The following is a 14,301-nucleotide window of genomic DNA, read 5'->3' on the forward strand; positions in this document are numbered from 1 at the left end:
GGAATCAATTTATTTCAAATATATTAAGATTTTAGTTTAGGTAAGAGGAACGTTGTCCTGCATTCAAAACATAAATCAATAACAATCTCAATTAGGTTTTAGAAACTCCCCAACCTAATTTTGCACCCAAATTTACTATGGCGAAAAAACCTTTCGGAGGTTACTGATTCATGAAAGTTACAACATTTGTTATAAAAGTATGGCGCTGGATGTCCCTTCTATTGGTTATCGGGGCACTGGTATGGACGTATTCGGTGTTCCCGCAAACGGTTGCCGTTGATTTTTCAGAAACGGGGTTAGCAGAAAAATATCTTGAAAAGGAACACATCTTTTACATTATCATGGGTCTGTTTCTATTGAATAATGTACTGATTACAGGCCTGGCACGTCATATTCCCAAAGTGGATCCCATGCATTTGCCTATCCTGAATAAAAGAGCCTGGTCACAGCACCGCGAGGCTTTGAATGAGCACCTTACTAACTGGCTTTTTTGTCTCGTTGCCGTTATCAACACCATTATCGGATTCAGTCTTTTCGCTTTGGCGACTGTAAACAGCCAGCAATACAAGCTTGATGTTTTTGATTTTTCATGGCTTTATTATGTGGGTATAGGGCTTATGGTCATCGTTTTCCTGTTGCCTTTGCGACTTTTGTGGGCGCCTGCTCCCGAGGATAAATTATAAGTCAGAAAAGGATGAAGGAAGGAGAAAACGAAAGTGCGGAAAGTGTGCAAAAAGATTGGTTCAAAGTAGCCGAATCGATCCGGCTTGAAGAATTCATTTATGATCTGCCCGACGAAAAGGTCGCGAAATATCCGCTGGAAGTCCGCGACCAATCGAAATTGATGATTTACAAAGACGGCGAAATTGTGCACAAGCAGTTCACTGATCTCCCCGAAAATTTGCCCCCCAAAACGCTTCTCATATTCAATGACACCAAAGTAATCCCGGCAAGGGCTTATTTTAAGAAGGAAACGGGAGCTGTCATAGAAATTCTGTTGCTGCATCCAGAGCTTCCAACCCGCGTTATCAATGATGCAATGCTCATCCAGCATTCCTGCGTTTGGGAATGTATGATTGGGAATAAAAAACGCTGGAAATTAGCGGATCAGCTAACCACAGAAATTGAAGTGAATGGTCAGCAAATTCTTCTGAGCGTTAGTTATGAGGATTACGACCGAAATCTTGTTCGGTTTAATTGGAGCGGCGACCTTGTATTTCTGGACATTGTAAAAGCCCTTGGTGAAATTCCATTGCCGCCATACTTAAACCGCGACACAGAAGCGCGCGATTCTGAAACTTACCAAACCGTTTACGCGCACCACGACGGAGCGGTTGCGGCCCCTACTGCTGGTCTGCATTTCACTCAGGATATTTTCGAAAAACTGGAAGCAAAAGAGGTAAAACGCTCATTTTTGACATTGCATGTGGGCGCGGGAACATTTCAGCCCATCAAAGTCAGCTCCGTAACTGAGCACCGGATGCATTCCGAGCAGGTTGTTTTTACCAAACAATTGGTCATTGATCTGCTGGAAAATCTCGAAACGATTATTCCGGTTGGGACAACTTCGCTACGTTCTTTGGAAAGTTTGTATTGGTTTGGTGTAAAGCTTTTTCGTGAGGAAACGAGTTCGTTTTTTATTGAGAAACTATATCCTTATCCATTTGAAGAGAACGAATTGCCTTCCGCTGCCGAAGCATTAGAAGCAATTTTGATCTTCATGGAAAGCCAAGACCTCGATCACATTGTCGGTGAAACAGAAATTTTTATCTTCCCAGGTTACACATTCCGTCTTTGCAAAGCCATTATCACCAATTACCACCAACCAGGCTCCACATTAATTTTGCTCGTGGCCGCTTTTATAGGACAAGATTGGAAGCGCATTTATTCCGAAGCATTGTTGAAGGATTATCGGTTTTTGAGTTATGGGGATTCTTCGTTGTTGTGGAGGAAGGATTGAGGCTTGTCAATCATTTCACCCCCACAACCTCACTCATTTCCGAAACCCCATTCTCATTAAACGCCTCAATAGCAAAATAATAAGGCACGCCGACATTCAATGCTCTTAGCTCAAACGTATTAGGATCATCATTCCAAAACTGATAAGTCTGATATAATTTATCCGGCGCGATTCCCCAAAGCACATTGTAACCTATTACATCCGGTACTTTTTCCCATTTCAAATCTGCATTTCTTGTGTCTTTCTGACGAACCGCGGTAAAGCTGGCAGGCGTTTGCGGCGCTTTGCCGAAACCATTGCCAAAAACACGGAATTCACTGATTGCCAGATTAGGTGAAGCGACGTAAATATGCTCATAACGAATGTAGCGGGCGTTTACAGGTTTTACTAACTCAATGTATGCGCATGGACGATCACGTTTGGGCTGCTGTGTAAGATCGCTCACAACATCCCATTTTTTGCCATCATTCGAAGTCAGGATCTTGAATTGCGTGTAAACGACTTCTGGTTTATTATCAAAAATGTCTGATTTGTAATCTGAATAATTGACTTGCACAGCTTTGATTTCCTGCTCTTTTTGGAGATCAATGGTTAGCGTTTCACCAGGTTTGTTTTGTTTAGCCGCCCAGAACGTCCTGGGGTTTTCGTCTGTGATTTTTGCTGCGGACATTGTGTCCATGATGGACGATGCTACAACTGGTTTTTTATACGAAAGCAACATCCAGCCTGTAAACAATTCGTCACCTTTTCCTTCCCATTTCTTTGTTGTCATTTTATGCGGGAAATCGCCAAATCGGGTGTTGGCGAACATTTGGCCATCTTTGTCAAAACCGGCTGCGTATCTGACAATCCTTCGCTCCATTCCCCAATTAAAGCCGATCCACGACGTTCCCGTATTCCAGTAATTGCCGAAATTATCCTGAAATGTATTTCCATGCCCCGCTCCGGTCGCGAAGCCGCCGGGCTTGTAGGAAACGGGATTGTAAGGCGCATAAGTGAATGGCCCAAGCGGATCGTCACCGACGTAAGTGCCATTTGCATAAACATTATATTCCGTCCCCGGCGCGCCATATTGCAGGTAATATTTGCCGTTATGCTTGGTCATCCAGGCGCCTTCTGTGAATGGTTTGAAGGGATCCGAATGGTTTGGGCCGAAGCGTTCCCAGCCGTGTTCGTATTGATTGAGCCAAAACATGGCTTTGTATTGATCTTTGAAAGCCAGCTTTTTGCTATGGTCCAGCTCCGCACCGAAAATCGGATACACATTGGAGGAGCCCCAATACATGAACCATCTGTCCGTGTCCGGGTCATGATAAATAGCTGGGTCCCACGGGCCAATATCCTTCGGCAAGCGCGGCGTCCAGCGGTTATAAAACTCCCAAATCCCCTTTTCGGGCGCAACGGAATATAGGATTGGCCGCGATTCAAATGTTGATTGAAACAAAAAAAGCGTATCCCGAACCGAAACAGCCGCAGGCGCGCACATATCTTCGAAAGGCCAACGGTTAGCAGTCAGATATTTCCAGTTGATCATGTCTTTGGAATGCCAGTAACCGCCCTGAATCGTCACAAACATGTAAAAATCGCTGCCTTTGCCCGAAACTTTATGGTTAATGATCACCGGATCCGCGCCGGAGCGATAACTTATTTTTTCATTCAATTGCTCAAAATTGTATTTGTAATCAATGTCCATTGGATTACAATAAGTCGTTTGGGCGTGGGAAGGCAGGAAAACAGTGACCAATAATGCGCAGCAAAAGGCTTGTAAAATGTATCTGATCATCAGTATGTGATGTTTGAATGCAGGAAAATCTTTTAATCATGCTAAAATAGGCACTTTCCCGGTAAACCGATAACCTTTACCTTTGCGCTTCGATTTTGAAACAAGAAACTGCATTTATAATGACGATTGATTTTGTTGAAGAACTGCGCTGGCGCGGAATGCTTCATGATATGATGCCCGGAACGCATGAGCAACTGAAAAAGGAAATGACCGCTGGCTACATCGGTTTTGATCCGACAGCGTCATCGTTGCACATTGGTAACCTGGCCACGATCATGCTTTTGGTTCACTTCCAACGTGCTGGCCATAAGCCTTTTGCATTGATCGGCGGAGCAACTGGAATGATCGGCGATCCGTCATTTAAAGCTTCGGAAAGGTCGTTTTTGGATGAGGAAACATTGCGGATCAATCAGGAAGGCATTCGCAAGCAGCTCGAACAATTTCTTGATTTTGATTGCGGTGAGAATTCGGCTGAAATGGTCAATAATTATGATTGGTTCAAAGACATTGGCTTTCTGCAATTCCTGCGCGATGCGGGTAAGTTTTTGAGTGTCAATTATATGATGTCAAAAGATTCGGTTAAGAAGCGTTTGGAAACGGGCATTTCCTTCACAGAATTTTCTTACCAATTGCTGCAAGGCTACGATTTTTATCATTTATACAAAAACAAGAATATCCGCTTGCAAATGGGCGGCTCCGATCAATGGGGCAACATTACCACCGGAACCGAGATCATCCGCCGTAAGGAGGGTGACGAAGAAGGCTATTTCAAAGCATATGCATTGACAACGCCGCTTTTGACCAAATCAGACGGTTCCAAATTCGGCAAAAGCGAAGGTGGGAACATTTGGCTGGACGCTGAAAAAACGTCGCCATATGAGTTCTACCAATTCTGGCTCAATCAATCTGATGAGGATCTGCCACGTTATTTAAGGGTCTTTTCTTTCAAAAACAAAGAGGAAATCGAAGCATTAGAGTCAAGCCACGCCGCCGAGCCGCATTTAAGGATCATGCAAAAAGCATTAGCATCCGAACTAACCATCCGAATTCACTCTGAACGCGCATATCAAACCGTTTTGAAAGCATCGGAAGTTTTATTCGGCAAAGCCACGCTCGAAACATTGCAAAGCATCGAAGCCGATGAGTTCGACACAATTTTCGCCGGCGTGCCACAAACTGAGATTTCGAGTCAGGAATGGAGTGAAACTGCCAACATTACGGATTTGATTTCAACTGTTACAAAATCCGAAATCTACGCTTCAAAAGGCGAGGCTAGGAGAGCAATCCAGCAGAATGCGGTGAGTGTTAACAAAGTAAAAGTGACTTCTGCCGAGCAGGCTTTGAGTGATTTTAGTTTGTTGCAAGATCGATTTTTGTTGATTTCGAAAGGGAAGAAGAATCATTTGGTTCGGGTTGCTTAGTTGCCCGTTCTTTCGCTAGTCCGAGACTTTCTAAGTTTTGAAAACTTGGAAAGTCTTAGCTCGTTTCAACCAATCTCCTGATAACAACCTTCCAACTTGGATAGCAGCGTTGCAACTCGTAACTGATTCGCAATATGCACGCGCATTTCAGGCGTTATCGAGTCAATGCTTTCTGTAAAGAGAATGCTTTCAATATTTTTGTTTAATGATTCAATGATTTCACTTGCTTTGTCGGTTTGGAAAAATTCTTTGATGATTGAGGAATAATTAGGGAGCATGTTTTCTTTCTTTGATTTGTTAGTGTGAAGTGAGTCCATAATAGGTTCAATTTTGTGTATTTTTCCAACAAATTATTAACAAAAAATTTTACTTTGGAGTGTATTTAATCAAAATTTGCACTTCGATTTCTCCATATTCCGAAAGGATTTCTTGCATTCTCGAATGTGAAATTCCTCGTTTATGAGTGAAATCTCGCCACGCGTTCGTAAGCTTTCCTTTCTTCACTTCGGCTGGCAATGATGGATAAATATTTGTTAACCACCACTTGAAAGCCTCCTCCATGGAAGTAAAAGTTTTCATTAAGACAAAGATATTGTTCTTGTGCACAAATCCAACAATTATCTTCTCAGGTTTCTGCACGTTTAGGAGGCTCCGCCGGAAACGCATACGCACAAGTTTTTTCAAGACTGATGGGGAGCTTTACCGAAAAAAAGATGATCAATGCCGATTGTTCATTCTGTATGGATATGATCAGGCGAAATGCTATATTGAACACTAATAGCGCATTATCCGGGTGAATTTATAATGACAGTGAGTTGTTTAATTACTTATCAACTTAATAAAAATCTATGCTACACACGATCACGATAGAAACAAAGGATGAGACTGAGTTTGAACAAATCAGAGATTTGGCGCAAAGCTTATGTGTTCCCTTTAAAGAGTCGCATGAAAAGCAACTCAGCGCGGAGGAAAAGTTGCACTTGCTCAACCAAATTTATTGGGAAGGAGATGAAACTGGCGAGGAGCTCAATGCAATGATTTATAATGCAAGACAATCCAGTTCACGGGATGTCGAACTCTGACCGATTTTTGCTAGACACAAATATTTGCATACATGCGCTGAAAAGCGACTTTGGCATTAAGCAGAAAATCGGAGAAATCGGCATTAACGCATGCTTTTTATCCGAAGTGAATATTGCAGAGTTACTGTTCGGTGTTGAAAACAGTGCCGAGCATCGCCGCGAGTTGAACCGGCAGCAATTTGAAAGCTTTCAGGGAATATTTAAAGACAGGATATTTCAAATTAGTGATATTTTGCACGAATATGCGCGGCAGAAAACCAATCTCCGAAGAATGGGAAAGCCAGTTGACGATTTCGATTTGTTAATTGGAAGTACTGCTATCGTTTATAATTTGGTGCTCGTAACGCGAAATACACGGCACTTTGTGAATATGCCGGGAATTCGACTTCAAAATTGGATTGATAATTAGCTTACGACTTCCCCGTAAAACTATTCAAAATCGGCGCAGCCGTCGGATTGTACTGATACGACTGCCAGGTGTTATCCTCATAAATCTCCACAATCCGATATCCTTTATAGGTCGTTCCCCAGTTGCCACCGAAGTGCCCGTCAAAGAAATAGGGCTTTTTGCCGTAGACTTTTGTGCTGTCCTGGTCGTGGTCGTGGCCGTTGAAGATGGCTTTGATGTTGGGGGTGTTTTCGAAGAGTTCGATGACTTCTTTGCATTCGATCCCGTTGACGGTCCATTTAGCGGGCGTAATGTGGAGGAATACGAAAATCCCCTTTTTATCTTTGTGTTTGGCGATTTCGTTTTTCAGCCACGTCGCATCCGGGCATACATATTCGCCTTTTTCATTGGAGGTGTCGCCGATGATAAATGCGTATTCGCCTTTTGCGAAGCTGTGGTTGGTCGGATATCCCCATGTGCTTTGCCACACATCGAGACCCACTTTATCATGGTTGCCGCGACTTACATAAAACGGCACGCTGAGGTTGCTGATCGTGTTTTTGAAATCATATAACAATGTCGGATCGTCGTGGATGAGGTCGCCATTGAAGAAGAGGAAATCGACGCCTTTCTGCATTTTTTCCCGATTTACCCAGCTGATCAGATCCGTGTGAAATTGCTTGAAATCGGTGTTTGGCTGGCCATAATGTCCGTCGGAAGCGACGATGAACCGCATGGATATTCTTGCGGGGACATTGTTTTCCTTTGATTTTGATATAAATGAAAGGCCGGGAAGCGCGGGTAAGAGTTTGAGAAAGGAGCGGCGTTTAAATGTCATTGTTTTGTTCAGGTTTGGGTCGTTTCGGGGTGCTTATATTATTCCAAAAATAGTTATTCGCGAATGATATTTTCTTTATTCTTGCACCTTGTTAAGAATATTTAATATAAAAATCAATTCATGGATCGCTTAATCCTGCAAAAAGCAGCGTCATATTGTGCTTACCAGGAAAGGACGCAAGATGAAGTAAGACAGCGCCTGAAAAAATGGAATGTTTGGGGCGAGGAAGCCGATGAGCTCATTGCAGAGCTGATTTCAATGAATTATTTGAGTGAAGAGCGCTTCGCAAAAACTTACGCGGGTGGGAAATTTCGGATCAAAAACTGGGGCCGGATGAAGATCAGGCAAGAGCTGAATCGCCGTGGATTGAGTCAATATAGTATTGAAAAGGGAATGGGAGAGATTGGGGATAAGGCATATATCGAAGGGCTGAAAACGCTTTTGGCAAAAAAGAAAAACCTGCTTATAAAAACAGAAACTGATTCTTTTAAATTAAAACAAAAACTGGCAAGATTTGCTTTGGGGAAGGGTTATGAGAGTGAGTTGGTTTGGAAGGTTGTGGAGGAGTTGTTAGCTTAAAAGGTTGTCAGCCTGAGTTCTCTACTTTTGTCAGCCTGAGCGGAGTCGAAGGCGCGGTACTCCTTGGTAACGTGCCTTCGACTCCGCTCAGGCTGACAGGGTTGCATTTAATCCAACATTTTACTTAAAAATCCGAATCAAAAGAAATCCTATGCCCTGAATCTTTGTCCTTCACGCCACTCATTACACCAGCCTTCTGATATTCACCAACGCGTTTTTCAAAGAAGTTCGTTTTTCCGGGAAGTGAGATCAACTCCATGAAATCGAATGGGTTAGCGGAGCCGAATTGCTTTTCGCAGCCCAATCTTTCCAGCCAGAAATCGGCGATGTATTCAATGTATTGTTTCATAAGCTCAGCATTCATGCCGATTAAGGAAACAGGCAATGCTTCAGTAATGAACTCTTTTTCAATTTCAACCGCGTCCATCATGATTTCAATTACGCGTTCCTTTGGTAACTGGTTTACAATGTGACGAGTATAAAGCAAGCAGGCAAATTCGCAATGCAGTCCTTCGTCGCGGGAGATCAATTCGTTTGAGAACGATAGTCCAGGCATTAAGCCACGTTTTTTGAGCCAGAAAATAGAGCAGAATGATCCAGAAAAGAAAATTCCTTCTACTGCTGCAAATGCAATGATCCGTTCAGCAAACACAGGGCTGTTAATCCATTTCAATGCCCAGTCTGCCTTTTTCTGAACGCAGGGAATCGTGTCGATGGCTCGTAACAAATGGTCTTTTTCAGACGGATCTTTAATGTATGTATCGATCAGCAAAGAGTAAGTTTCGGAATGAATATTTTCCATTGCGATCTGGAAGCCGTAAAAACACTTTGCCTCCGCATATTGTACTTCACTCAGAAAATTGACTGCCAGGTTTTCGTTTACAATCCCGTCGGAAGCTGCAAAGAAAGCGAGCACGTGAGAGATAAAATGCCTTTCACCGTCGTTCAGGTTCTCCCAATCTTTCATATCCTGGGAAAGATCGATCTCTTCGGCTGTCCAGAAAGACGCTTCGTGGCGTTTGTACATTTCCCATATATCGGAATGTTTGATCGGAAATAGCACAAACCGCAAAGGATCTTCAACTAACAGGGGTTCCTGCCTGGTAAGTTCTTGTGACATAAGTAATTAAAAATTTTAACGGGGATCTGATGTATAATTAGTTGATTAATCCGGGCCAGATTTGCCGGACTGGAGAAAACAAATCTACACGCTTTGATTCGGAAATTCAAGGAGAAACTGATCAAATTGAATTCTTATCCGAGGGATATTCTTAGGACGAATAAACTAACTTTGTAACGCTCACATCACATTAAATTCCGCTTACATTGAAGATTTCCGGATTTACAATTATCAGAAATGCCATCATAAATGATTACCCGATTGTAGAGGCAATCACGTCTATACTGCCGGTTGTGGACGAAATGCTGGTAAGTGTCGGGCGCAGTGATGACGATACTTTGGGGCTGATCCGATCCATTGATTCGGACAAAATCAGGATTGTGGAATCGGAGTGGGATATGTCGTTGCGGGCAGGGGGGAAAGTGCTGGCGGTGGAAACGGATAAGGCTTTGAAACAGATTTCACCAGACTCGGATTGGGCATTTTACATTCAGGGGGACGAAGCGGTGCATGAAAAATATCATAAAGCGATCATTGATTCATGCACACGTCACCTGGACGATGAGCGGGTTGAAGGCTTACTATTTGATTACGTGCATTTTTATGGCACATACGATTATATTGGCGACAGTAGAAAGTGGTATCGCCGTGAAATACGCATTATAAGGAATGAGCAAAATCCAAAAGGCCAGCCCATTTCGGCCTATCGTGACGCGCAGGGATTTCGGCGGGCAAACCAGAAATTGAATGTCATGCACTCAGGCGCTGCGGTTTATCATTATGGTTGGGTGAAAAGTCCGGCGCAGATGAAAACCAAAATGAAGAATGTGAGCCGTTTCTGGAACGAAGGCCAGGCCTGGGAGAAGATTTTGGAGTCGGAAGATTTTTTCAATTACGAAGAATTTGACTCGCTGACACATTTTAAAGGATCGCATCCATCGGTGATGGAAAACCGGATTGCCCGACAGAGCTGGAAAGTGGAACTGGACACTTCCAAAAAGAAATTCAAGTTGAAGGACGCGCTGCTTTACTGGTATGAAAAGCGAACTGGAAGGCGTCTTTTTGAATTCAGAAATTACCGTTTATTATGACGCAGATGCGCAATTCCATGTAATGGGATAATAAAGTTTAACGTTTTAATACTTAATATTGTAATTTCAGTTACTCACAAAATTCTTTCTATTGCATGTTTGAGTATTTTAAAAATTCAATGGCTCGTAAAAAAGCCCGCCGCCAGTTTCAGGAATATCCTCACAAAACGGATACATTTTTGCTGGCAGAGGAAGGAGAAATATCATTCGCAAACTGGAAAAACCCATTGGTAAATCCAAAGGTCATTACGCAGGAAGAAGTTAATTTTTTCAAAAAATTTATTCCAAAGGGAAGCCTTTGCATCGATATTGGAACGAATATCGGTGACACCACTGTGCCTATGGCACTAGCCACCGGGAAAACCGGCACGACCATCGGTTTTGATCCTAATCCGTATGTTTTCAAGATCTTAGAAAAGAACGTTTCACTCAATATTGATAAAACCAACATTATTCCATTGCCTTACGCGATCACGAAAGAAGAAGGTGAATTTTATTACAATTCTTCTGAGGCTTCGTTTGGTAATGGTGGAATTTCAAACGAAATCGTAGAAGATCAGGGTTCTTTTCAGCTTCCTGAGAAAATCAAGGGGGTTAACCTTGAAAAGTTTTTGAAATCCAATTACGCTTCGCTTCTTTCAAAGCTGTCATTCATTAAAGTGGATGTGGAAGGTGCTGATATGGAGGTGATTAGGTCAATAAGCAATCTCATCAGACAATTCAAACCAGTGCTTGTAGCTGAATGTTTTCCAAAGGCAACCACAGAAGAGCGCGCCGAATTGTATCACATTGTTTCAGAATTTGGCTACACCTTACATTACTTCTCAGACTTCAACGAGCATGCCAAAATTATTAAAATTGAAGGTCCACGTGATATGAACAAGTGGAAAACCTTTAATTTTTATGCTGTTCCAAACGAAGATTAAATCCAACGTTTTCGGCGGAAAAACCAAAGTACAATCAGCGAAGAAAGCAGCATTAGCAACAGCGATACCCAAAACCCCCACGGTTCGGCTGTTGACGGAATATGACTGTAATTCATCCCGAAAATTCCTGCAATGAGCGTCGGCGGCATGAAAATGATCGTCACCACGGTAAAGATTTTGATCACCTGGCTTTGTTCAATGTTAATCAAACCCATGAATGTATTTTGCAGATATTCAAGGCGTTCAAAATTGAAAGTGGTGTATTCCAATAGCGAGTTGATGTCTTTCAGGATAATGCGCAAATGTTCCTTCCTGTCTTCCGGAAAATATTGACTTCGTAAAATTCCTGACAAAACGCGTTGCTTATCAATGCTCGTTTCCCGCAGCATCATTGTAATTTCCTGCAATCCACTAATGCGGATCAGCACTTCCTGGCGGGCTTTTTGCTCGCGGGTCAGGTCTTTACTAATTGCAGAAATATCCCGCGAAATGCCTTCCAGCGAATCTGCATCGGCTTCAATGCGGGTTTCCAGCAATAAAAGCATGAAATCCACGCCGCTCTGAATGCCTTCCGGACTCACCTTCATCTTCTTCACCGTATCCGCAAATGTTTTGGAATCGCCTCTGCGGTAAGTGAAGAGCACATTTTGGTATAAAATGAACGAAACCGGATAAGTCTCATAGCTGTCCCGATCAATTTTCAGGAAGTTGGAGTTGGCGTTAATCGTATCATTTTGTTCGAAAAATCGAGAACTGCTCTCAATTTCAACGATTTCCTGTGGTGTCTGAAAGCTGATATTGCACTTATTTTCCACCCATTCCTCTTCCTCCGCACTCGGCGACTGCAAATCAACCCAAACCAAATTCTTGACTTTCCCAAGCTCGCGAATATCATTCTCGCGCTTAATCAGCCGACCTTCTTTATAAAATATGCGTACCATTTTTTAAAGTTGAGAAAAAACAAGGAACCACCAAAAACCGATTTCCAAAATTGTGGATTTAAGTTAACTTGCAAGCAGATTAATACTCAATCACACACTATTTTGAAACATCACTATTACCCCTACCGGGCGTCTGAGAACTATTTGTCTTTTGCTTTTGAGAGTCAATCATTAACTAAGCGTATTGCTAAGGAAGTCGAGTTCCTTCTTATTGAAGAAGATCTGTACAATCTGGCTTTTGGTGACCTTGATGAGAATGGAATGATTGACGACCTCTCAGTCAGCAATAATAAGGATATGAGGTTGGTGTTAGCAACAGTTATTCAAACAATTATTGTGTTTTTTGAAATATATCCCGACAAGAGAGTGTTGTTTAGAGGAAGTACACCTGCACGGACCCGGCTATACCAAATTATTATTAATAAAGAGAAAGCAAATTGGCAATCTCATTTTATAATCGAAGGGCTTATAGGCGACGATACGGAAACTTTTCAAGCCGAAAAAAATTACAGTGCTTTTGTAATACGCAAGAAACTTTGATCTGATGAAAACAAATACAAAAAGCTTAGTCGACATTTCCAAAGTGACGATCGACAACACGCTAAAAAGTCATGCTAATGATCCTTATGTTGTTCGGAAAATGGAAGCAGCCAGGGAAATTTTAAGCAAACTTAAAAAGAAGCCATAAGCCAAACGTTCACGAACTTTTGGCTTAGACGGCCGATTTTTTAGAAGATCGTCGTACTTTTGTTTGATGCAAAGTACAAAGTCTCCAAGTATCTTCACAACGCAATTCTGGTTACTTGGCCTCAGCTCGTTCCTGTTTTCTTCCAGCTTCAACATGCTCATTCCCGAACTCCCGGGGTATCTTACGGAGATGGGTGGTGCCGATTACAAGGGCGCGATCATTGGTTTATTCACATTAACAGCCGGACTTTCCCGTCCATTCAGCGGCAGACTTACCGACCGCATTGGCCGCGTTCCCGTTATGGCATTTGGCTCCATAGTGTGCTTTGTCTGCGGATTTTTATATCCAATTTTCACAACGGTGATGCCTTTTCTGCTGCTGAGATTGGTTCACGGTTTTTCAACAGGCTTTAAACCTACCGGAACATCCGCCTATGTTGCAGACATTGTTCCTGCCAGCAGGCGCGGGGAGGCGATGGGCGTGCATGGTATGTGTATGGGAGTTGGTTCAGCATTCGGGCCGGCGGTTGGGAGTATGATCAGTGAGGCTTTTTCCCTTAACGCGCTGTTTTACACTTCTTCGTTGTTTGCGTTTTTATCTATTGCGATCTTGCTGAATATGAAAGAAACGCTCGTCAAAAAGGAGCGGCTTTCTTTGGATGCATTCAAAATCACCCGCAGGGACATTTTTGAACCTGACGTTTTCAGTCCCGCGCTGGTCACATTCCTTTGCTATTTTAGTTACGGTGCTGTGTCGACGGTTACACCCGATTTTAGCGAATATTTGGGGCTGCATAATCGAGGCTATTATTTCATGTTTTTCACGATATTCTCAATTTTAGTCAGGCTATTTGCCGGAAAGATTTCTGACAGGCATGGCCGCATTCCGGTTACCATTGTCGGCTGCTTCATCTTAATTATCGCATTGGTAATCACCGGTTACGCAAATTCCGCCTATGTGTTTTTTACCGGCGCTGCATTTTTCGGGGTTTCCATGGGCATACTTTCCCCTGTTCTTTCCGCCTGGACGGTGGATCTTAGCCGGGATGATAATCGCGGTCGGTCCATTGCCACAATGTTCATTTCTTTGGAAGCGGGCATTGGCTTAGGCGCGTTTTTATCTGCCGAACTTTTTGCTAATCAGCGAGGGAACTTGCCCTTGGTTTTTTATTGTATGGCTGGTTTTGCACTGGCAGCATTGATTTATTCCGTGTTGATTTATCAATTTAAAAAACGCCGCGCCCGCATTATTTGACGGTCAAAGGACTTACTCATTTTCTTTTAACATCCGAATAAAGTCGTCGTCGTATTCCTTGATCGCTTTCAGCAATTCCTTCAACTCTTGTTCTTCCGGTGTTCCTTTTTTCGCGCCAAAGATTTCATCCGCCCTTTCCGAGGCTTTTTCGTATTCGCTTTCGTTGTTGATTTTCATGATATTGCTTTTTGAATGAAGGTCTGGTGCCAGGTTATGCGTCAAATTTTTGC

General features: G+C 42.8%; 17 protein-coding genes. 11 read left to right on the forward strand and 6 right to left on the reverse strand.

All coding sequences use genetic code 11. From position 1 onward, the window contains the following. The first annotated feature begins 170 nt into the window (after positions 1 to 170). Together NFI81_RS22205 and NFI81_RS22210 are read left to right on the forward strand one after the other, a co-directional pair. Entirely contained in the window at positions 171 to 683 is a 513-nt protein-coding gene (locus NFI81_RS22205; protein WP_234614945.1) for a hypothetical protein, read from the forward strand. Between the two features lie 11 nt (positions 684 to 694). Next, positions 695 to 1,960: an S-adenosylmethionine:tRNA ribosyltransferase-isomerase gene (locus NFI81_RS22210; protein ID WP_234614944.1), complete on the forward strand. Its 1,266-nt coding sequence runs from the start codon at positions 695 to 697 to the stop codon at positions 1,958 to 1,960. 10 nt (positions 1,961 to 1,970) lie between these two features. On the opposite strand, the gene NFI81_RS22215 is transcribed toward NFI81_RS22210, so the two are convergent. After that, on the reverse strand, positions 1,971 to 3,743 hold the full coding sequence (locus NFI81_RS22215; protein WP_234614943.1) for a discoidin domain-containing protein: 1,773 nt from the start codon (positions 3,741 to 3,743) through the stop codon (positions 1,971 to 1,973). Positions 3,744 to 3,868: 125 nt separating this feature from the next. Here NFI81_RS22215 and tyrS point away from each other — a divergent pair, with 125 nt between their 5' ends. After that, positions 3,869 to 5,164 (forward strand): tyrosine--tRNA ligase, encoded by a 1,296-nt coding sequence (gene tyrS, locus NFI81_RS22220; protein WP_234615358.1) that lies wholly within the window; start codon positions 3,869 to 3,871, stop codon positions 5,162 to 5,164. Between the two features lie 65 nt (positions 5,165 to 5,229). Here the strand turns inward: tyrS and NFI81_RS22225 are convergent, their stop codons facing one another. Then, a complete protein-coding gene (locus tag NFI81_RS22225; RefSeq protein WP_234614942.1) occupies positions 5,230 to 5,481 on the reverse strand; it encodes a hypothetical protein in 252 nt (83 codons plus the stop codon). 531 nt (positions 5,482 to 6,012) lie between these two features. On the opposite strand from NFI81_RS22225, the gene NFI81_RS22230 reads away from it, so the two are divergent. Together NFI81_RS22230 and NFI81_RS22235 are read left to right on the forward strand one after the other, a co-directional pair. Next, on the forward strand, positions 6,013 to 6,246 hold the full coding sequence (locus NFI81_RS22230) for a hypothetical protein (protein ID WP_234614941.1): 234 nt from the start codon (positions 6,013 to 6,015) through the stop codon (positions 6,244 to 6,246). Beyond that, positions 6,233 to 6,655: a type II toxin-antitoxin system VapC family toxin gene (locus NFI81_RS22235; RefSeq protein ID WP_234614940.1), complete on the forward strand. Its 423-nt coding sequence runs from the start codon at positions 6,233 to 6,235 to the stop codon at positions 6,653 to 6,655. Before NFI81_RS22230 ends, NFI81_RS22235 begins: the two co-directional genes overlap by 14 nt. Before the next feature lies 1 nt (position 6,656). Here NFI81_RS22235 and NFI81_RS22240 read toward each other — a convergent pair whose 3' ends face one another. Then, on the reverse strand, positions 6,657 to 7,472 hold the full coding sequence (locus NFI81_RS22240) for a metallophosphoesterase family protein (protein ID WP_234614939.1): 816 nt from the start codon (positions 7,470 to 7,472) through the stop codon (positions 6,657 to 6,659). Positions 7,473 to 7,592: 120 nt separating this feature from the next. Between NFI81_RS22240 and NFI81_RS22245 the strand changes: the two genes are divergently transcribed. Further along, complete coding sequence (locus tag NFI81_RS22245) at positions 7,593 to 8,051, forward strand: regulatory protein RecX (protein WP_234614938.1); 459 nt, start codon at positions 7,593 to 7,595, stop codon at positions 8,049 to 8,051. Positions 8,052 to 8,175: 124 nt separating this feature from the next. Here the strand turns inward: NFI81_RS22245 and NFI81_RS22250 are convergent, their stop codons facing one another. Next, positions 8,176 to 9,171, reverse strand: coding sequence for a ribonucleoside-diphosphate reductase small subunit (locus NFI81_RS22250; protein WP_234614937.1), 996 nt, complete (start codon positions 9,169 to 9,171; stop codon positions 8,176 to 8,178). A 206-nt stretch (positions 9,172 to 9,377) separates the two neighbouring features. On the opposite strand from NFI81_RS22250, the gene NFI81_RS22255 reads away from it, so the two are divergent. Further along, on the forward strand, positions 9,378 to 10,262 hold the full coding sequence (locus tag NFI81_RS22255; protein WP_234614936.1) for a glycosyltransferase family 2 protein: 885 nt from the start codon (positions 9,378 to 9,380) through the stop codon (positions 10,260 to 10,262). A 119-nt stretch (positions 10,263 to 10,381) separates the two neighbouring features. Further along, entirely contained in the window at positions 10,382 to 11,188 is an 807-nt protein-coding gene (locus NFI81_RS22260) for an FkbM family methyltransferase (RefSeq protein ID WP_234614935.1), read from the forward strand. On the opposite strand, the gene corA is transcribed toward NFI81_RS22260, so the two are convergent. Next, complete coding sequence (corA, locus tag NFI81_RS22265) at positions 11,185 to 12,129, reverse strand: magnesium/cobalt transporter CorA (protein ID WP_234614934.1); 945 nt, start codon at positions 12,127 to 12,129, stop codon at positions 11,185 to 11,187. The two genes, NFI81_RS22260 and corA, sit on opposite strands and share 4 nt — an antisense overlap. A gap of 102 nt (positions 12,130 to 12,231) precedes the next feature. Here corA and NFI81_RS22270 point away from each other — a divergent pair, with 102 nt between their 5' ends. From NFI81_RS22270 to NFI81_RS22280, 3 genes are all read left to right on the forward strand, one after another. Further along, complete coding sequence (locus tag NFI81_RS22270) at positions 12,232 to 12,669, forward strand: DUF6934 family protein (RefSeq protein ID WP_234614933.1); 438 nt, start codon at positions 12,232 to 12,234, stop codon at positions 12,667 to 12,669. 4 nt (positions 12,670 to 12,673) lie between these two features. Next, the gene (locus NFI81_RS22275) at positions 12,674 to 12,817 is read left to right on the forward strand and encodes a hypothetical protein (RefSeq protein ID WP_234614932.1); all 144 of its coding nucleotides are present in this window, start codon (positions 12,674 to 12,676) and stop codon (positions 12,815 to 12,817) included. A gap of 66 nt (positions 12,818 to 12,883) precedes the next feature. Beyond that, a complete protein-coding gene (locus NFI81_RS22280) occupies positions 12,884 to 14,071 on the forward strand; it encodes an MFS transporter (RefSeq protein WP_234614931.1) in 1,188 nt (395 codons plus the stop codon). A gap of 12 nt (positions 14,072 to 14,083) precedes the next feature. On the opposite strand, the gene NFI81_RS22285 is transcribed toward NFI81_RS22280, so the two are convergent. Next, entirely contained in the window at positions 14,084 to 14,248 is a 165-nt protein-coding gene (locus NFI81_RS22285; RefSeq protein WP_234614930.1) for a hypothetical protein, read from the reverse strand. Positions 14,249 to 14,301: the final 53 nt, after the last annotated feature.

Origin of the sequence: Dyadobacter fanqingshengii (assembly GCF_023822005.2) — a bacterium.
In the GTDB taxonomy this organism is placed as follows: Bacteria; Bacteroidota; Bacteroidia; order Cytophagales; family Spirosomataceae; genus Dyadobacter; species Dyadobacter fanqingshengii.